This window comes from Paenibacillus sp. J31R109, from assembly GCF_059692055.1.
In genome coordinates this window covers 1-18,845 of record NZ_JCAUAR010000001.1, presented here as the reverse complement: position 1 = coordinate 18,845, position 18,845 = coordinate 1, and the positions used below count along the sequence as shown (strand labels likewise).

At 46.1% G+C, this 18,845-nt stretch carries 14 protein-coding genes; 6 read left to right on the top strand and 8 right to left on the bottom strand.

Annotated features, from left to right (window positions below; genetic code table 11):
• Positions 1-78: 78 nt before the first annotated feature.
• Entirely contained in the window at positions 79-945 is an 867-nt protein-coding gene (locus AC58QT_RS00070; RefSeq protein ID WP_497407207.1) for an AraC family transcriptional regulator, read from the top strand.
• 78 nt (positions 946-1,023) lie between these two features.
• On the opposite strand, the gene AC58QT_RS00065 is transcribed toward AC58QT_RS00070, so the two are convergent.
• Positions 1,024-1,914 carry an SMP-30/gluconolactonase/LRE family protein gene (locus AC58QT_RS00065; RefSeq protein WP_497407206.1) on the bottom strand — a complete coding sequence of 297 codons (891 nt, stop codon included), beginning with the start codon at positions 1,912-1,914 and terminating at the stop codon, positions 1,024-1,026.
• 168 nt (positions 1,915-2,082) lie between these two features.
• Here AC58QT_RS00065 and AC58QT_RS00060 point away from each other — a divergent pair, with 168 nt between their 5' ends.
• A complete protein-coding gene (locus tag AC58QT_RS00060; protein ID WP_497407205.1) occupies positions 2,083-3,159 on the top strand; it encodes a YncE family protein in 1,077 nt (358 codons plus the stop codon).
• Between the two features lie 110 nt (positions 3,160-3,269).
• Positions 3,270-3,746, top strand: a complete 477-nt coding sequence (locus AC58QT_RS00055; RefSeq protein ID WP_497407204.1) for a CBO0543 family protein — start codon at positions 3,270-3,272, stop codon at positions 3,744-3,746.
• Positions 3,747-4,557: 811 nt separating this feature from the next.
• Here AC58QT_RS00055 and AC58QT_RS00050 read toward each other — a convergent pair.
• From AC58QT_RS00050 to AC58QT_RS00020, 7 genes are all read right to left on the bottom strand, one after another.
• A complete protein-coding gene (locus AC58QT_RS00050) occupies positions 4,558-6,855 on the bottom strand; it encodes a glycosyl hydrolase family 95 catalytic domain-containing protein (RefSeq protein WP_497407203.1) in 2,298 nt (765 codons plus the stop codon).
• A 13-nt stretch (positions 6,856-6,868) separates the two neighbouring features.
• Positions 6,869-7,777: a carbohydrate ABC transporter permease gene (locus tag AC58QT_RS00045; RefSeq protein ID WP_497407202.1), complete on the bottom strand. Its 909-nt coding sequence runs from the start codon at positions 7,775-7,777 to the stop codon at positions 6,869-6,871.
• An 18-nt stretch (positions 7,778-7,795) separates the two neighbouring features.
• Positions 7,796-8,764, bottom strand: a complete 969-nt coding sequence (locus AC58QT_RS00040) for an ABC transporter permease (protein ID WP_497407201.1) — start codon at positions 8,762-8,764, stop codon at positions 7,796-7,798.
• A 76-nt stretch (positions 8,765-8,840) separates the two neighbouring features.
• A complete protein-coding gene (locus AC58QT_RS00035; protein ID WP_497407200.1) occupies positions 8,841-10,460 on the bottom strand; it encodes a type 2 periplasmic-binding domain-containing protein in 1,620 nt (539 codons plus the stop codon).
• A gap of 219 nt (positions 10,461-10,679) precedes the next feature.
• Positions 10,680-12,983, bottom strand: a complete 2,304-nt coding sequence (locus AC58QT_RS00030) for a helix-turn-helix domain-containing protein (protein ID WP_497408064.1) — start codon at positions 12,981-12,983, stop codon at positions 10,680-10,682.
• Positions 12,984-13,108: 125 nt separating this feature from the next.
• Positions 13,109-14,263 (bottom strand): glycoside hydrolase family 88 protein, encoded by a 1,155-nt coding sequence (locus AC58QT_RS00025; RefSeq protein WP_497407199.1) that lies wholly within the window; start codon positions 14,261-14,263, stop codon positions 13,109-13,111.
• A 24-nt stretch (positions 14,264-14,287) separates the two neighbouring features.
• A complete protein-coding gene (locus AC58QT_RS00020) occupies positions 14,288-16,801 on the bottom strand; it encodes a glycoside hydrolase family 2 TIM barrel-domain containing protein (RefSeq protein ID WP_497407198.1) in 2,514 nt (837 codons plus the stop codon).
• 127 nt (positions 16,802-16,928) lie between these two features.
• Between AC58QT_RS00020 and AC58QT_RS00015 the strand changes: the two genes are divergently transcribed.
• The 3 genes from AC58QT_RS00015 to AC58QT_RS00005 all read left to right on the top strand — a co-directional run bounded on the left by AC58QT_RS00015 (position 16,929) and on the right by AC58QT_RS00005 (position 18,613).
• A complete protein-coding gene (locus AC58QT_RS00015) occupies positions 16,929-17,822 on the top strand; it encodes a helix-turn-helix domain-containing protein (RefSeq protein ID WP_497408063.1) in 894 nt (297 codons plus the stop codon).
• 142 nt (positions 17,823-17,964) lie between these two features.
• Positions 17,965-18,240, top strand: coding sequence for a hypothetical protein (locus tag AC58QT_RS00010; protein ID WP_497407197.1), 276 nt, complete (start codon positions 17,965-17,967; stop codon positions 18,238-18,240).
• Positions 18,221-18,613, top strand: coding sequence for a hypothetical protein (locus tag AC58QT_RS00005; protein WP_497407196.1), 393 nt, complete (start codon positions 18,221-18,223; stop codon positions 18,611-18,613). Before AC58QT_RS00010 ends, AC58QT_RS00005 begins: the two co-directional genes overlap by 20 nt.
• Positions 18,614-18,845 lie beyond the last annotated feature (232 nt).

Genomic DNA, 18,845 nt, shown 5'->3' with positions numbered 1-18,845 from the left:
CTTATAAATAAAGAGAAACTATGAACAATACCAACCTATTTTATATAAAATTTAACACAGAAACTGCGAGGAGAAACGATGAGTGAAAGTGGCCATATCTGGATGGAACTGCCTCCATTGCCTTATTACCTCATGATTGGCTTGTCCACCTACCATCCAGGTGAAATGCATCCAAGCCGTCGTAATTTAGGCATGTTTGATCTTCTTTGGGTGACCAAAGGGGCTCTGTATATGGGTGAAGATGAGCATGAGTGGGAAGTAAAGGAAGGCCAGACATTGTTATTGCTCCCTGACCGCTACCATTATCCTGTCAAAGCTTGTGACACAGAGACGATTTTCTATTGGATTCACTTTGACTTCCATGGTGTGTGGGAGCAAACGTCGGAGCAAGATCTAAGCATGGTTTACCCACAAGTTCGCAAGTCATGGGAAAATCCATATCGGATTCGCATCCCACAATATAGCTCTCCACCGGAGTTCGCCCTTGCAGAGCGGCATCTCCGCAAACTGTTGACCGATTCCGCTTCCCAGCGCTTAGAAACGTATTGGAGCGAGCAGCAGCTTTTCATAGAATTGCTTCGACTGCTTGACGCTGAACAAGTCCGAACCGATGCGTCACCTGCCTTGAAGCTCGCCGATAAGATCGAAGCATACTTGCGCCAACATTATCAATCCGATGTGACGAATACCTCACTCGCCGAAGAGTTTCATTTTCATCCCAACTATATCGTCCGATGCATGAAAGAAATCTATGACTGCACGCCGATGGCCTATCTGCACGAATACCGAATTGAACAAGCGAAGCTGCTGCTAATCAAAACGGAATGGTCCATTGCGCGAATTGCTGAGCATATTGGGTTCCTCAACGCGCCTTACTTCTCAAATTGCTTTAAAGCAGCCATCGGGATGTCCCCACTCCGGTTCCGTAAGCAGTATTCGCCTTAGCTTGCTTAGGCCAGCACACTAGCTGTTTGCCACACGGAAAAAGAAGCCTCCCATTTGGAAGACTCCTTATATTCGCTGTTAGCCACCATAGAAATTCGCATGTGCTCCCGTTACATCTAGCTTTATTCGAAACAGTCCTCCCGCATGGGGTTGCTTCTCTCTATCCTCATCGCTGACACCAACACTGGCCGTTGTGATATACAATTCATCCATATGTTCTCCGCCAAATGCACAAGAGCTTGTTCGCTCCACGGGGACAGGAATTGAACCTATTTTTTCACCATTTAGAGGGTTGTAGCAACCTACTTGCCATCCTCCCCACTGCGCGATCCATAGCATCCCTCGGTTATCCACAGCCATTCCATCTGGAAAACCTTCTCCCTCGGGTATCGATATAACGGTGCGAGGATCTGAGACATGCCCTGATTCCCCATCATACGCATAAGCCACTACCTTTCGCGTCGGGGAATCTATGTAATACATCGTCTTGTTATCCGGGCTCCAGCCTAACCCATTAGATACGGTAATACAGCCATCCTCGATGGTACGGACAGTACCGTCAACGTCCAAACAATATAGTGAACCTGTTACGCCCGACTCACTTTGAGCCATCGTTCCCGCCCAGAAGCGCCCTGCCCGGTCGCATTTACCATCATTAAATCGATTGTTAGGTAAATGGCTCTCTGGATCGTACAGTGGGGTCAATGCTTCTGAGGCCAAATCAAGCAAATGGAAGCCTCGCTCCATGGCAAGTACCAAGCCACCTTGTTTACGTGGTACAGCTGCTCCAACCTTTTGATCCAACTGAATGGTCCGATGGGCTTCGGTAGCAGGGGTTAGCAAGTGAACGGACTGTCCATTGATATCAACCCATATGATTTGACCTGTACGGTGATCCCAAACAGGACCTTCGCCTAGCTGTGCCTTCCCATCCCAGATCAATGCTAATTCTGTATACTGCTGCTCCATATGAACGCCTCCTATATTGTTCGTAGCTGGTTATCTTCCTGCTTTTTTGACGCGCCAATGCAATGAAAGTTGTGCAAGATGGTAACTTCCTTCTGTATCAACAGTTCCCCTTCCGCAAGGTCATGAATATGATTTAGGAACCACATGTCTTGGGGGAGGGGATTCAGCATGCTTATCCGTAAAGCAGTCCGTGTAACTACGCAAAAAATCAAAGCATCCTTGCCACGCCTGATTGCAACGATTCCTGTCAGCAGCCCTGCTGTTCACTTCGCAATCAATCCCATCACGAATCGGGTCTATTTTATTCAAGGTGACAATCAGCTAGCTGTTCTGAACACGATTACTAATAAAATCATAACCACTATCCCAATAGGTGAGATGGCTTCTCATTTGGTTGTTAATACGCGGACGAATCGCATCTATACATCCAACTTCTTCGATGGTACCGTATCTGTCATTAACGGTCGGACCAATCGTGTTATATCCACAATCAAAGTTGGTGAACGCTGTGACCATATCGCAGTTAACACACATACGAATCTTGTTTATGTATCGACGATCTCTTTAAGCTCAAAGAAGGCCGATGTCGTCGTCATAAATGGACAGACCAATGGAGTCTACAGACGCATTTCATTTATCGGACGTCCCTCTCAGCTTCTTGTCAATGAATGGGCCAACCGCATCTATGTAACAAATACAACTACGGATTCTTTGTCCGTCATTAATGGATTTACTAATAAAATTGTTAGTACCGTAAAAGTCGGAAGAAACCCCGTCATCACACCCGTGCTGGATAGGAAAACCCAACAACTATATGTGGCAAATAACTTAAGCCGGTACTGTTCAGTTGTAGACCTTCGCACGATGAAAGTTCGTAGAATTCAACTTGGCCGACTTCAAAGGGATATCACGATAAATCCCCTTACAAACCGAATCTATATCTCAAGCGCACAAATTTCTATAAAAGGCCGACTCTTTGTCCTTTGCAGCAAGACCAACAAGATCATTAACACGTTAACGGTGCCAACTTTTTCGGATGTGCTGATTAATCCGAGGACGAACCATTTGTTCGTTTCAGCATCTACAGAGACAGGAACAGTTCCGTTAAAGGTGTATAATGGCAGCAGTCTGAATCCGCTTACACAACTCCGTGTCGGCAAAGGCTCAGGGTCTTTGCTTTTGAACCCGCGTACGAATCATATTTATGTCGGAGGGGAAAAAACGATCTCCGTTATTCAGGACTAGGGTGCTCACAACAAGGTGAAACAAAGCCAAGCGTCTATTAGAAGTATAAGCTATAAGGGTTTAAGTTGAAAAGTACGGGTCATACTTGATAGTAACTACGATCAAGAGGAGTGGGACGTATACTTGTAAATATCCTTATAGGTTTTATTATTCCGTGGTTATTTGCTCTCGCGTGGTACAAGAAAGCACCGACCATTGCGATAGTTATTTTTCCGGTCTCTGCCATCATTTCTTCCCTGATTAACGCTTTTGGCTATCACGTTGAATTTTGGGATTTCACACCTAAAATTGAGGATGATGAAACGATTTCTGCGCTCCCTTTTGACATTGGTCTCTATCCCTTGGCTGCCTGTGTCGGGATCTACTGGATAGATTTCAAAAAAAAGCATCCGTTCATGATCCTACTTTCACTTTCTATCCTATTGACTTTCCTTGAATATATCGCTTATCTCCTCGGTAAAGTTGAATATGGTCACGGCTGGACGATCGGTTGGACCTTGCTCAGTTACTTCATCGCTGTTTCTGGGGTATATGGATTCTATGTGCTCGCGAAAAAGCATGGCGTAAATTTCACAAGTCGGAAATGAAAGATCCACCTCTGCGGTAAGTGGCAGGGTGGATCTTTTTTGGTGTACGATGCGTGGGACATTCATGTGAACACCGGATTAATCCACGTTGACGTGCTTGAGCACTATTATTGTGCGCAAGCAAGCAGCTGACAGCTGCGTCGACGCTCTTGAGCACAATTTTTGTGCGCTAGCAAGCAGCTGACAGCTGCTACGGCGTCCTTGAGCACAATTTTTGTGCGCAAGCAGGCAGCTGACAGCTGCGTCGACGCTCTTGAGCACAATTTTTGTGCGCAAGCAAGTAGCTGACAGCTGCTACGACGCTCTTGAGCACAATTCTTGTGCGCAAGCAGGCAGCTGACAGCTGCTACGACGCTCTTGAGCACAATTCTTGTGCGCAAGCACGTAGCTGGCAGCTGCTACGGGGCCCTTGAGCACAATTTTTGTGCGCAAGCAGGCAGCTGACAGCTGCTACGGCGTCCTTGAGTACAATTTTTGTGCTCTAGCAAGCAGCTGACAGCTGCGTCGACGCTCTTGAGCACAATTTTTGTGCGCTAGCAGGCAGCTGACAGCTCCGTCGACGCTCTTGAGCACAATTTTTGTGCGCAAGCAAGTAGCTGACAGCTGCTACGGGGCCCTTGAGCACAATTTTTGTGCGCAAGCAGGCAGCTGACAGCTGCGGCGACGCTCTTGAGCACAATTTTTGTGCGCAAGCAGGCAGCTGACAGCTGCTACGACACCCTTGAGCACAATTCTTGTGCGCAAGCAGGCAGCTGACAGCACCATATCCTTGGCGTCGCGCTTTATCTCGCCTTGCCCTAGACGTCGCGCTTCATCTCACCATACCCTCGCCGTCACCATCATCTATCGCCGGAAACCCAAACAATCGCCAAGGCTTCAATCCGCCAAACGGGCGGATCGCTCTTCCAACCTCACGGACCTCTTGAATCGTTAGCTCCGGTCTTTCAACACTTGGGTAGAGAATAACTTCTTCCCCCATCGCCAAATGAATTTCAATGAGCTCCTCGGTATCATCTAATACCGTAACGTAAGCATCCTCGCTGCCAGTGATTTGACATCGAATGATACCATGCCATCCCGTCTTAATCAGGCAGGGCTCACCTGCCAAGCTTTTCACGCGAATCCATGTGGTACGTCCTTCCTTCCGCACAGCGCTTACCAAGAACGAGCCCTCTGCACGTAAGTCATGAAAAGCAGCTTCGCGCCATTCCTCCGGCACTGCCGGGAACACGCGTAAGGTTCCACCCCAGCTTTGGAGCAGCATGTCTTGAATCGCTTCTGCTCCTGCTAGCGGCGTCTCTATGACGGGACCAGCTTCTTTATACATCGTGTTCGGCTTCAAGATCGGCATCAGCGCTTTCAAATACCGCAGGGCCTCGCTTCCTCTGCCTAAGGTTGCTGCTATGGAGGCAGCGCCTGTTAAGCTGAACCCACGGAGATCGCCTTCCTTTTGAATCCAATGATGCAGCGACTTGGCAATGAGCTCTCGATCCTCTTCACGATCACATCCAATTAAATGAAGCGGGAATACAGCTAGTAAATGACTAAAATGTCTATGACCGTACGCAAGCGGCGTATCTTTCCCCACCATAAAGCCCGTCTCATCTACTGGCAGCGGTGTTAATCTCTCCAATACGTTGCGCCATTTTTCTCGAAGCGGATTGTCATTGTCATTGTCATTGTCATTATCACTACAATCTTCCGTCTGCACGCGATCACAAATGCTCAACAGCGTTTCGCAGCCCCAACGCAGGAGAGCCAAATCGTAATGGCAATCACTCACTTTCGTTTTCATAAAAGAACCATATTCCGGAGAAATCGTCGGAGGCAGATGTAATCGCCCATCTTCTCCTTCCTCAAGCAGATGAATATAGTAATTGATACTTCTACGCAGGATTGGATAAAGAGTATCCTTGAGCAAGCGTTCATCCATCGTATAACGATAGTGCCTCCACAAGCTATGGCATATCCAAGTCAAATTCCCGACTTCGTCATCGACGGGACTATCTAGATCAAAACTGCAGCTGCGTCCAAGTCCAGCGGAATCATGTTGGAACTCTTCAGGCACATTGCGTATTAATTGCTCAAAATGATCCTCAAACGCGCGCACAAGCGATTCTCCGATGGCTAAACGTCCAGACGTGTAGACAGGTGAATAACTCATTTGCACATTCATGTTAAACCAGACGCCTGCCCAAGGGGTCGGCGCAAGCCATGGCCCTTGATTATCGATTAACGGCTTATCAGCCCTTGTTGCCGATGCCAGTTTGTACATTTGAATCCAATAGAAACTTTCTAGTTGGCCATCCGGAATGGAGATAAAGCTTAGCTGATAATACTGATGCCACCAAGCACGATGAGAAGCCATCCATTCCTCATACGTCGTAGAGGCTGCTTTCATAACCGCATGAACAGCCTCTTCCCGTGCTTGATCATCACAGCCCTTGGCGACTGACAAATACCACACTCTTCGCGTCTCGGACAATCGCACTTCTTTGAGCGCCGTTACACAGCCTTCATTCGTCGTATACGTTTGAACAGTGACAGCTGCCTCATTCTGGAACGTCTTCTCAACTTGAACATCAGGAATGAACTGGTTTAAGTTGATGCCATCCGCATTCACCAATATAGGGTCAACCTCCGCATGCGGATACCACTGTAATTCTACCCCTGTCTCTCCACGCAGCGTTTCAATCTCCACACAGAGGACAGGTTCTTCACTATGAACAAAAGCACGAAGCTTCACTTCGCCTTTCGTTGTTGTGATCCGGCCACTGACTTCCGCGTTCCACAAATTCAACCGCAGCTGCGTCGGATGATAGATCATCCCTTCCAGCTCCAAGTCCAGCTCACCGATCGGTACACGAGGTGGAAATCCTGGACGATCCGTCCGCGTCGCGATGACATCTGTGCGTCCCGTCACGAAACGAAGCACATTTCGTTTCTTCGCATGCTCTTCACCGTAAATCATGGCACCGATAAGCCCATTCCCGATGAACGCACCTTCATCCCAGCTAACCGGCTTGACAACCCATTCCATGTCGTTCGGTGCCAGAAACTTTTGCCAATCTACATCTAATTCAATCTCGTTAATCTGACTGCTTGCCATGCCAGCGTACCTCCTATCCCTTAATAGCTCCGATCAGTGCACCTTTGACAAAATATTTCTGCAGGAACGGATACACCAGAAGAATTGGCACGGTAGCAACAATGATCGTCGCATATTTCAAAGTCGCAGAGAGCATCGCTACATCGTCTGCTGAAGCCCCACCTGTCATCGAGCTAGCTTCACCCTTCAACAATATTTCTCGTAATATGAGCTGGAGCGGGTACAAGCTGCGGTCCTGCAAAAAGATCATCGCATGGAACCAGGAGTTCCAATGGCTTACACCATAATAGAGCAGCATAACCGCAATGACAGGCATCGATAGCGGTAAAATAATGCGGAACAAAATAACAAAGTCGTTCGCACCGTCAATCTTTGCGGATTCCTCTAAGGCATCTGGGATCGCTTCAAACGCGGTTTTCATCAGGATCAAATTAAATGTATTAATCGCATGCGGAATAATAATTGCCCATAATGAGTTATTCAGCCCAACCCCTTTTACCGTCAAATAAAAAGGGATCAGTCCACCGCTGAAAAACATCGTAAACACGATAAACAGCATGATTTGCTTGCGATATTGCAAACTTTTGCGTGAAAGGGCATAGGCCCCTAATGAAGTCAGCAAGATGTTGAATACAAGCCCTACGATAACAACAAAAAACGTATTGCCATAACCTTTTAAAATCATCGGATTCTCAAAAACACTCTTATACGCTTCCAGTGAGAAGCCAAGCGGTTTCCAAAGCATGCCACTGTACGCCATGAGCTCACTAGGATCACTAATCGAAGCCAGCGCAACATAAATAATTGGATAAATCGTCACGATCATGAGAATGGTCAAAAACAGCGTATTACTCCAATCAAAACTTCGTTCACCCAACGAAGGTCTGTTCTTTTTTATTTTAGCTTTCATATTAATTTCCATGTCCATCCTCCTCCCTGTCTACCATAGACTCGTATTATTTAATTTCCGACTTATCCAATTGGAACAAATAAGCAGCGTGAAATTGATGACGGAATTAAATAAACCAACGGCGGAGCTGAAGCTGTAATTGAACTCTTGCAACCCTACTCTGTATACATAAGAGGATATGACATCCGCTGTTTCATACGTGCCTGGATTGTACAGTAAAATAATTTTTTCAAAGCCTACGTTCATCATTTTCCCCATTTCAAGGATGAGCAAAATAATAATCGTCGGCATAATGCCCGGGATCGTCACGTGAATCGCCTGCTTCCAGCGACCTGCGCCGTCAATGCGTGCTGCTTCATACTGTTCTTGATCAATGCCCGTTAAAGCCGCTAGGTAAATAATCGTGCCCCAACCGATATGCTGCCAGACACCGGAAGATACATAGATCGGACGAAACATATCTGCTTCAAGCAAAAACGTTGTACGTTCTCCACCCATCCAAGCGATCAAATCATTGATAACGCCTTCGCTGGACGTAAAATCTTTCAAAATGCCGCAAATAACAACGAGTGAAATAAAGTGAGGCATATAAGTCAATGTTTGAACGCTGCGTTTAAACAAAGCATTCTTCACTTCATTGAGCAGCAGCGCTAAAATAATCGGAGCTGGAAAGCCGAAAATAAGCTCATTTAAGGAGATAAGCAGCGTATTTTTAATCGTTCGCCAAAAATAAGGTCCGGAAAAAAACGTTTGAAAATTGTCAAAGCCCACCCACTCGCTCCCGAGGATGCCAAGTCTTGGCGAGAAATCTTTAAACGCGATGATAGCCCCGTACATCGGTGCATAATGAAACACACAGTAATACAGCAAAACAGGCAACAGCATCACATACAAGTATTTATTTTTACGTATATCGAGAATCAGACCGAGTTTGGTGCCCGCTTTCTTCCCCTTATTGGCTAAGAAAACAGGTGTCGATTCATGTTTGATAGCTTCCATATCATAGTCCACCCTTCAACAGTCTTCTTAAAGATAAACGTGCCAGCCACTGGCCGACACGTCCTCTGTCCAATACTTAGCGTTTGTTGTAACGATCGAAAGCGTCTTGATAAATTTTGAGCACTTTGTCACTGCCCATCTCTTGAATGCGCTTCACATACTCGTCGAATTTTTCAATTGGCTCCTTGCCCATGACAAACTTAATAAACATTTCTTCTTTATAGGAGCTGATCGCGGTGTTCAGCTTAGCAATTTCCTTACTTTCCTCAACCGTTGGCGTAATGAAAGTCGGCATCACGTGCTTAACGGCATCTGTTTCAGCCCAAACTTTCATAGCATCGTTTTGCTCAGGATACGTGTTGAAATTCTTTCTGGAATCACCCAAGAACGGCCCATTTGGCTTTGTATATTGCGAAACCATTTGCTGTAGGTTCAACTTAGGATCCTTTGTAATTTTGTCAGACCACGTCGGCACGCCACTCACGAGGTTGAAGCTTTCGCCTTCGATACCGAAGTTAAACAGCGAAGCCCCTTTCTCACTATAAGCATAATCCATCCACTTCACTGCGAGTTCCGGATCCTTAGCAGCTGTCGTTACAGCTTTACTCGCTAATGGATTGTATTTGAAATCACGTTGTCCGATAAAAGCACGCTCACCTTTCTTCAACGTTGGATAAGGTGCTGCGACGAGATGGTAGCTCGCCTCTTTCTTCTTCGCCGTATCCATCCAGCGGCCGATTACACTAAGCAGACCTACAGTCGCACCTGATTGGTTGCTAAGCATTCTGTTATCCAGCGATTTGGAGTCCGTATTCAAAGCAAAATCTTTATCAATTAGACCCTCTGCATACCATTTGCGGAAAAGAGTCAGAACTTCCTTGAACTGTGGATCAATCGGACCATACTTCACTTTGCCTTGATCGTCAATGTAGTAACGATTCGCTGTTTTGAACGCACCAATGAAGGCATCCTGAATATTGATCTGGTCGCCTGTGTTGTATTGCGCAGTGAAAGGAGCGATTGCGCCTTTCTTTTCTTTAAACGCTTTCAACACGGTGTACCATTCATCAATCGTAGTTGGTACAGGCAAGCTGAGTTCATCCAACCAGTCTTTTCGAAGAATCGGACCACGGAATACGAGGCCGTTATCCGGACGAATCATCGGGAATACGTAGTATTTGCCGCTGTCCGTCTTCAGCATTTTGTCCAACTCTTTATCTGTTTGTAAGAGCTTTTTCAAATTCGGTGCGAACTTATCAATCAGATCGTTCAAAGGAATGATCATCTTATCCGCGATTGCCTTCTCAGGACCGCCTGGATATTCTTTGCTCCAATCATATTCAATAACATCGGTTAAATTGTTGGAAGCGACTAAAAGATTGAATTGCTCCTTCTTCTGACCGTCGGCAGGATGCGTATATTTAACCTTAACACCTGTATCCTTTTCTAGTTGTTTCCCAAAGGCTGATTCTCCTAAATTAGGAACAATGGAGGTGATGTTCGGATTAATTTCTTCCCACGAGCTGATCGTTCCTGCGCTTGCAATTGGATACTTCGCTGCTTGAACCGCTGGTGCGGATGACGACGATGCTTTCGGTGTGCTGCTCGCTTCTTCTTTCGAACATGCGGCTAATAAGCTTGTTGTTGCCAAGATAATGGAGAGTGTCGTTCCAATTGTCTTCATCTGCTTTTTCATAGATATCCCCCTCGTGAATGCGTATTCCTACTTGCTCATGCAGCTCACACTGTCTGGTGTGGTGCACCGATAACGTTATTATGCGAAGTAAAGCGCTGTTTGGGTATCATCAAAAACAGAAAACCATCATCAAAATCTGTATTTTCACATCATTAAAATTGGAACTCACGTGTAAAAAGAGAAAAAGCCACACAAATGGTGGCAACTTCCCCAGCTAGGCTATACAAAGTCTTTGTATTTCCCAGGTGTAATTCCTTCATATTTCTTGAAAATACGATTGAACGTATTGATATCCTCATAGCCCACTCGTCTAGCAATGTCCACGATGGAGGTGGATTGTACGGCTAAAAGCTTTTTCGCTTCTTCAATCCGCGTCTTGTTGATGTGTTCGAGCAAGGCTTCACCTGTCTGAGCTTTAAATTGCTTTGATAAATAGGAAGGGGTTAAGTTGAACACATCCCCGATCATCGTAATATTTAAATCCGTAGAACTGAAGTTCTCTTTCACATAGGCAATGATTTGTTGACTGAGTTGATTATGATCCTGCTTGCGTTCTTCTTGAATAGATTGACATACTTGCTTCAACACATCGCTGATCTGTACTCTCATATCTTTAATTGTTGTACACGCCGTTAAACGGTCAATGGGGTTAACCTGATTCATGAATTCCCGCTTATTGCTTGCGCCGATTTCATCAATGGTTTTGAGCATGGTAGAAATAAGATCGAACATCAAGCATTTCGCCAGAGGTACCGATAAGGATGCACTGGATACGTTGATTTCGATAATCTCATCAATCATCGCTTTCGACTGATCGTAGTCACCCGTTTTCACAAAATTGATGAGCTGCTGTTCCACATGCAAGGGATAATAATAGCTCGATTCCCGTTCCGTTTCCGCATCCGGCAAATCATTATAACGAATGATTTCGCCGCTTCCCATCACCATTCGATATTCAAGTGCCGAAAGTGCTTCTTGATAAGCAACTGGGATGCCAGCCAATTCTTGATGAATGCGGCTAATAGCGATGGTCAAATGCACATGAAAATGCTCCAACATGAACGCTTTCACTTGCTCAGCGATATCTTGTACCTCATCCGATTCAGGGTTCTTTTTAAAATTAATGATACACGCTTGTAAATTGTCTAACTCCGTTGAAAAGGCTTGGTGCTGAATGCCAACAACTTCCTCTGCGACATTCATAATAATAAACTGAACATGCTTGATCTTCTCGGCGAAAGCAAACTCGGTGGACTCCAATTTGCCATAATGATCAACTTGAAACAGTAATACAGCAAAATGGGAAGTCGCCAGCTCCATATTATGAACCGCAAGTGATTCATGCACAGGTACATTACGCTCTAGTGAGCCTTTTAGTAAGCCTTGGAGGAAATGGGAACGAATCGTGTCCCGATGCTGCTCCAGACGTTGACCGATTTGCTCCTTCTCCGTGAAGGTATCATTCAGCGCTGCTTGCAGATAACCATACTCATTAGAGCCTTCCTTGAAAGAAATGCTAGATCGCGTAGATAAACTTCTAATCAGCTTGCTTATCGGATCATAATTACGTTTGAGCATCAAAAATGTGACAATACCACCAATCAGGAGACTGAGCGCGATACTGATCGAGATCAGGTTTTTGACATACTTCATTTTTTCATCAAAAAGGTCCGCAGGCATCATCGAAATGTATTTCCAGCCAGCTCTATTGGAAGTTGTATACGAAACCGCATACTGTTTGTCTATCAATTTATCATAAAAGAAACCGTTCTCACTTGTGAGCTTATCGAGAGATAGAAAATCTGGATCTTTATCTAATCCTGTTGAAGCAATTAAGCGATTCTGGCGGTCGAGTACCGCGATAGACGAATGATTCGCTGGCATGATATTCTCAAGCAGTTTCGAATCTTTAATCGTAAATAAGATAATTGCACCAGGCTGTTCTGGTGTATCGAGAATAATTGATTTGGCATACATCACGGCTTTCACCGCCTGTCCATCTTCGCGAATCGTCACTGGTGAGTACTCTTGAATATATCTTTTATCAAAAGTAGCTTGCCATTCCTCATAGCTCATGTCTTCGCGAGTCCGAACTCTTTCATATAATTGGCGGCTGTTAATATGATCGCGTGTGGAGACGACCGTATCACTATTTTTGTAATACACATAAATTTGATCGATATAATCATTGGCCACTTTGTATTTGCGCAGATCGTCAACGATTTCAACGACGTCATAATATTGCTCATCTTTCAACGGTTTGGATACCGTAATGAATCCTGCAAGGCGTTTGCTTAGCGCCATCTCAACACTTAAGCGTTCGATACCAGCCAAATTACTGTCAATCGCTTGCTCAATCTGTTTGAGCAGCGATTCATTGGCGCGATTAACTTCCGATTCAATCACATGCCAAGTTGCCGTATAAATAATCCCGCTGATCAGGATTGGAACGAGCAGTACAGACATGTAGGAAATGAGCCAATTCACCATGACACTCCGTTTGCTAAATCGTAAGTTTTTCATTGTCACAGCTAGTCCCCCGTGTTCGCATGGAATTGATTTCAATTCATTATACACGAAAAGCAAAAAGAAACACCGCTTTCCCTTATTGAAAAAGAAAAGTGGTGTTGTACTAACTTACTGCTCAATTAGAATATCCGATGCTTCCAGCCCTGTAATTTAGCTAAAGCCTCAACATAATAGTAATCTCCATAGATGAGCGAAACGTTTACGTTCTGACCAGCCGGCTTATGCCCTGTACCCTCTAGTAGAATAGCTTGATGCTCTGGCTTATCCCATGTCGCATACTTCTGCGTAAGTGACAATAGCGTACGTTCAGCCGCATTACGGTAGACGGCACCTTCGGATGGCGGCAGGAAGGCAGCTAATTCAATTAATCCGGAAGCAGCACAGGTAGCGGCAGAGGTATCTCTTGGCTCGTTATCCAGCGACTCGTCTGCGCGGAAGTCCCAATGTGCTACGCCATCCTCTGGCAGACAAGCCAAGAAGTAGTTCGCTACGCGCTGTGCAGCTTTTAAATACTTAGCGTCTCCTGTAAAGCGGTATACATTGGCTAAGCCATGCAGAGCCCACGATGCTCCTCGGCTCCAAGCCGATTGTGGCCCGAATCCTTGTCCGCCAAGCGATTCGATAAGCTCACCAGTCTGCGGATCGAAACTTAGGATATGATTAACGGAGCCGTCTTCCCGGATGAACTTCTCCACAACCGTATCGGCATGTGCTCTTCCAATATGTTCAAAGCGCGGATCTCCTATCGTTTCTGCTGCCCAAAATAAAATAGACAAATTCATCGTGGAATCAACAATCGCCCACCCATGCTTATCTTGGTTCCAAGCGCGAAGGAAGTTACCTGCCATATTGAAACGACCTGCCAGGAAATTAGCTGCTTGAAGGCCGCGACGCAAGCCATCTGTATCCCCAGTCAGCTTATGTTTAATCACCGCTGTCGGCAAGTATTGGAAACCCACGTCATGATGGAAATTATGATCTTGAATACTTTTTTGCTCGAACTTACCATCCCACTCCCAAGCTGCTTCTTTGTAGTGGTCTTTGCCTGTCATCTCATGCATAATCCATAGAATTCCTGGCCAGAAGCCTGAAGTCCACCAATCGACCCGCATATCATCATAGATACCGTCTTCTTTGGCTACGTGGGGGGATTTGTCCCCAATTTGTTCGATCATGCGATCAACCTTCACTTGAAGCTCTTTCCATACATCAGGCAAAATATCCCCAAGCTTCTGTGCGTTCTGCCAGTTTACGGCGTGTTTAAGTTCACTCATCTTAACATCCTCCTCTAAGTGGGTTTACTTCACAACTTCTATGATTGCTGTTACTGTAGACATCCCTTCGCATGCAGCACTAATAACAGATGTGTAACTCCGCTGTGCTACACGATCACCTTTGGATTTGGTGGCCAAAGAGGATGCTGGGCCACCTGCACTCACGAAATCCGTGACCGTTATGCCAGCAGGTAAGCCTCCCGTAGGGTCTAAGAAAATTCCTGCACGACCACTGGCGAGCTGAACCTGTCTTGAACCACGAATTGTACCAAGATTATCAAGGAGTTTCCCATCTCCAGCTAATCCAAATCGAACAAATAAAGCTGAATCGGGGCAGAAGATGCCTTTCGCATCATAAGCCCGGACTTCTGCATACACACGTCCATCCGCTAAGGTTTCCGTCGTTAGTTGGATCTCGGTAGGCTCACCCCATGCGTCCGATTGATAGGTGAATTGCAGCTCGTCGCTGAGGCCCTCGCCTTCCACGATGGCCTCAGCACGCAGATGATATACACCAGCGGTCAACGCTGTTTCCCAACGAAGACCTGCGCAAGGGAAGTCTTGTGAATCACGCTTCTTCACGCCCAAGCTCACTCCGTTTAGGAAAAGCTCAACCTCTGACGCGTTCGAGTACACCTTGATAAGCTTACGTTCGCCCTCTATGCCCCAGCGAGTCGGCATTGTATGCCCGTAGATACGAACCATCGGCTTGTCAGACCAATAGGATTGGAACACATAGAAGGCTTCTTTCGGTGTCAGATCGCGCTCGACGATCCCTTTCATATTCAAATAGGGAATTGGGGAATCCGGCCGAACTGGTGTTGCGAAATCTTTGAATGACCACTGCGCTGCACCTGTCAGCCAATCCATCTTCTCCTGTGATTTCAAGTACCAATCGATCATGTCACAGAAATACGTTTCCGACCAATCGCCATCACGTGATACGCGAGGTTCGCCACCCGTCAACAAGTAATCCCCATCACGCTCATCCGTGACGCCATCCGAATTTGTCATAAAAGCAAAGCCCGTGAACGGTTTCTCCACATGCCGAGTTGGCAAATTGTCCGCGCCCCACTCCATATGGAAGAATGAGTCTACATTCTCAAACGCGGTCTGACAGCTTGATTCATAGTCGGTATAGACGCCACGATACCATCCTGCCCAAATAGAAGGGGAGTACACATCGATAATATCCTTACAAAATTCACATCGACGAATCGCCGTTAAGCGACTTGGGTCCAGTTGATGCGACAGATCATGCAACGCTTTCATAAAAGTGCGAATTTCTTGCTGATCGAAATGATCAAAATCGCACTCCCAGTCGTTCTCATTGCCCAATCCCCATAAAATAACGGATGGATGGTTATAATGCTGTGCAATCATGTCCGTAAGCATATCTATACATTGCTCGCGGTACTCTGGGCCGCCTAGACCGCCACGGCACCAAGGGATTTCTTCCCAAACGAGAATCCCTAACTCGTCACACAGGTCTAGGACAATACGCGACTGCTGATAATGTCCAAGGCGAATGAAATTAGCCCCCATGGCTTTAATGAGCTGCATTTCTTCACGAATCATCGCTTCCGTCATGGCTGCCCCAACTGCTGCATGATCTTCATGACGGTGTGTACCGCGCAGCAAGAGACGCTCGCCGTTGAGCTTAAACGGACCTTGTTTCACAAATTCAAATGTCCGGAAGCCGAACCGTTCTTGACTTGTCGTTTCGCCATCCTCACATTGGAGGACGACGGAGCAGTCGAATAAATAAGGATCTGAAACTGACCACAAATGTGGATCCTGCACATAGAAGACCGCGATCTCCTGCTCATCCTGCCAAGTTGGCAACGATAGCTCTGTTTGCCCAACAATCGTCCCATCCTGCTGCTTCAGCACAATGGAGAGTTTGATCGTCTCAGCCAGCTGATCCGGATTGTACAACTTCGCACGTACACTGACTTTCCCACTTCTTGAAGTTTGCTCAGAAACGTCTTCTAGTTGTGATTCCACATGCACTTGAGCCAAGGAAATCTGCGGTACATAGACGAGATTCAGATAACGATACACACCGCCATATAGATTAAAATCACTCGCATCCGAAGGAATCGTCTCCAACTCACGGCTGTTATCACAACCGATTGCGACAGGCACAAGTCCTGCATAACGTTCTATGCCTTGGGCTCGCTCAACCGCTTCAGAAATATCAACCGTAAACTCGTCATACCCGCCTAGATGGGAATCCACCTTTTCCGTGTAGACATACACATCTGTGCGCTGCCCTGCCCCTTCAAAATGCAGCAGTGTTCTGCCCTTCGGATAAGGATTATTTACCTCCAGCTTGTTCCGGTACCAACCTTGTCCTTGATAATATTTATGATCGGGATCCATCACATCATATCCGTTATACGTGTGTGGAAGCGTAACCGATTCCCACGGCACATTATAATGATTTTGCAGCTTGTCTGAACGCCATACCTCCCAAACCCCGCCTAAAGATCCGCGATAGTGCTCCCATTGCTCTATTAAACGTTGCTTCAACATGTAAAATGACTCCTCCTAGTTGCGCTTTCACTTGTCTTCATCGTATCAAAAAAATGGCTGAAAAAGTTTAGCCCTCTTATGATAAAATGTTGTTAGAATACGATGAGGTGATTCCCCCTTGAAGCTGATGAATTACTTAAACTTAAATGTGCATCCTGTGCAATTATCGTTTTTTAAAGATCGGACAAACTCATTCGAGGAAGTGTTTCATGCCCATCAGGGTATGGAGCTTCTCGTCGTCCACGAAGGCACTGGGTTTGTCGTAATAGAACAACAAATTGTCGAGCTGCAGCCTGGCACGATTTTCTGCTTCAGACCGTTTCAGCTGCATCGCATTCGAATTCATAATTTGCCTCAGGATAGCTACATCCGATCGCTATTCGTACTTGAACCTGTTGTGCTTGAGGCAGCACTCTCTGCCTTCCCAGCTCTTCGCGATTTTCTCCGAAAGCTTTGGAAGGAGCCCCTCGTGCCGCAAGCGTTCCGAAGCGATGATCTTTCGGCGCTTGAAGCGATGTTTCGCAGCTATATGCCACGGCTTGATGCAGCCAAAGATCGAGGTCCAGAGCGACTGTTGGAAGAACAGTTGCTGTTCCTAACAGCTTTCGTGCATCAGCTGCGCACGGACTCAGATAAAGCTGCTTTCTCACAGTCTGATTCTGTTCCCCTGCCTACGCCCAAAAACTCTTCAACCGCCGAGCGAATGCTTGCGTGGATCGAGGCCCATTACATGGAGCCTTTCAAACTCGATGAGCTAGCCTCAGCGGTTCACCTGACACCAAACCATGTATCTGCCACCTTTCATCAATCTATTGGCAGCACGATAACCGAGTACTTGACGGCCCGCCGGATCCGACAAGCCTGTTGGCTGCTGCGCACGACGGATATGTCCGTTCAAGATATCGGGGAGTCCGTCGGATTAGGTAACTTCTCGTACTTCTGCCAACTCTTTAAGAAACATGTGGGGTTCACCCCTTACAAATTTAAGGGGATGAGTGGTTATACCATTTTCATAGAGTGAAACAACATTTTTGTTCAAAGTTAGTGACAACGTGCTGCTTTCCATCTATAGTAGGAGTTACATATCAACGCGCGTGAAGCACACCGCTCCCTCCCTAACGGGAAGGCGCGGTGTTTTTTGCTCTTATCTGGGGGGAATGTTCATGGACATATACGAGGCATGGTTGGACAAACAGAGGAAAAGTCTTACTGGTGAAGCTCTCCGTCGATTAAATGAAGGACATGCGTTATTTGTACATGATTTATGGCTGCCTGCCGTAGGCAACTTAGACTTTTTGCATGCAGAGTATGAGGTTACCAAATTTTCGGGACGGATTCTTCTATTTAGACTTCGCCTATATCAGACCTCCCTATTTAATCAATTGGGAAGTGGACGATTTCAGCTCGCATGGCAAACAGGTGACTCGTCGAAGCTTTGAATACGAGCGCGAAAGACAAAATCAATTGATGCTAGATGGTTGGCAGATATATCGTTTACCACTGGACACCATCAAAGAAAAGCCGCGACGCTGTCAGCAACTCATCCAGCAAGTGTTAGGCAAGTTATATGGTGGTGGTGCGACTACCAATGTGAATCTTTCATTAAAACAGCGGGAAATTCTTCGTTTCGCCACACAAATACAGAGACCTTTCATGCCTCAAGAGGTATGCGAGCTCCTTGCCATTAGGGAACAGCATGCTCGGAAATTGCTTCACGAATTGGTCCAATCTGAGTTGCTGCTTCCTGCATCAGGCTCCAATCGCATTCGTACCTACCGTTTAGGCGACAAGGCCATGCAGCACTACATATAACGTTATCGTACAACGCTATTCCGCTCTAAAGCCGCCACAGCTGCAAATTAAGGTCAGCCATAACGCTATTAACTCCATAAATGGATGGTTCCTCAGGAATTGAACACTTTAGCGTTACGCCTGCAGCTAGTATAATATGTGGACACCTCGTTAACAGAATAAGATAATAGAAATAACGAGGAGGTGTTCACAATGGGTGAACAACGGCAAAGGTACAATGAGGAATTTAAAC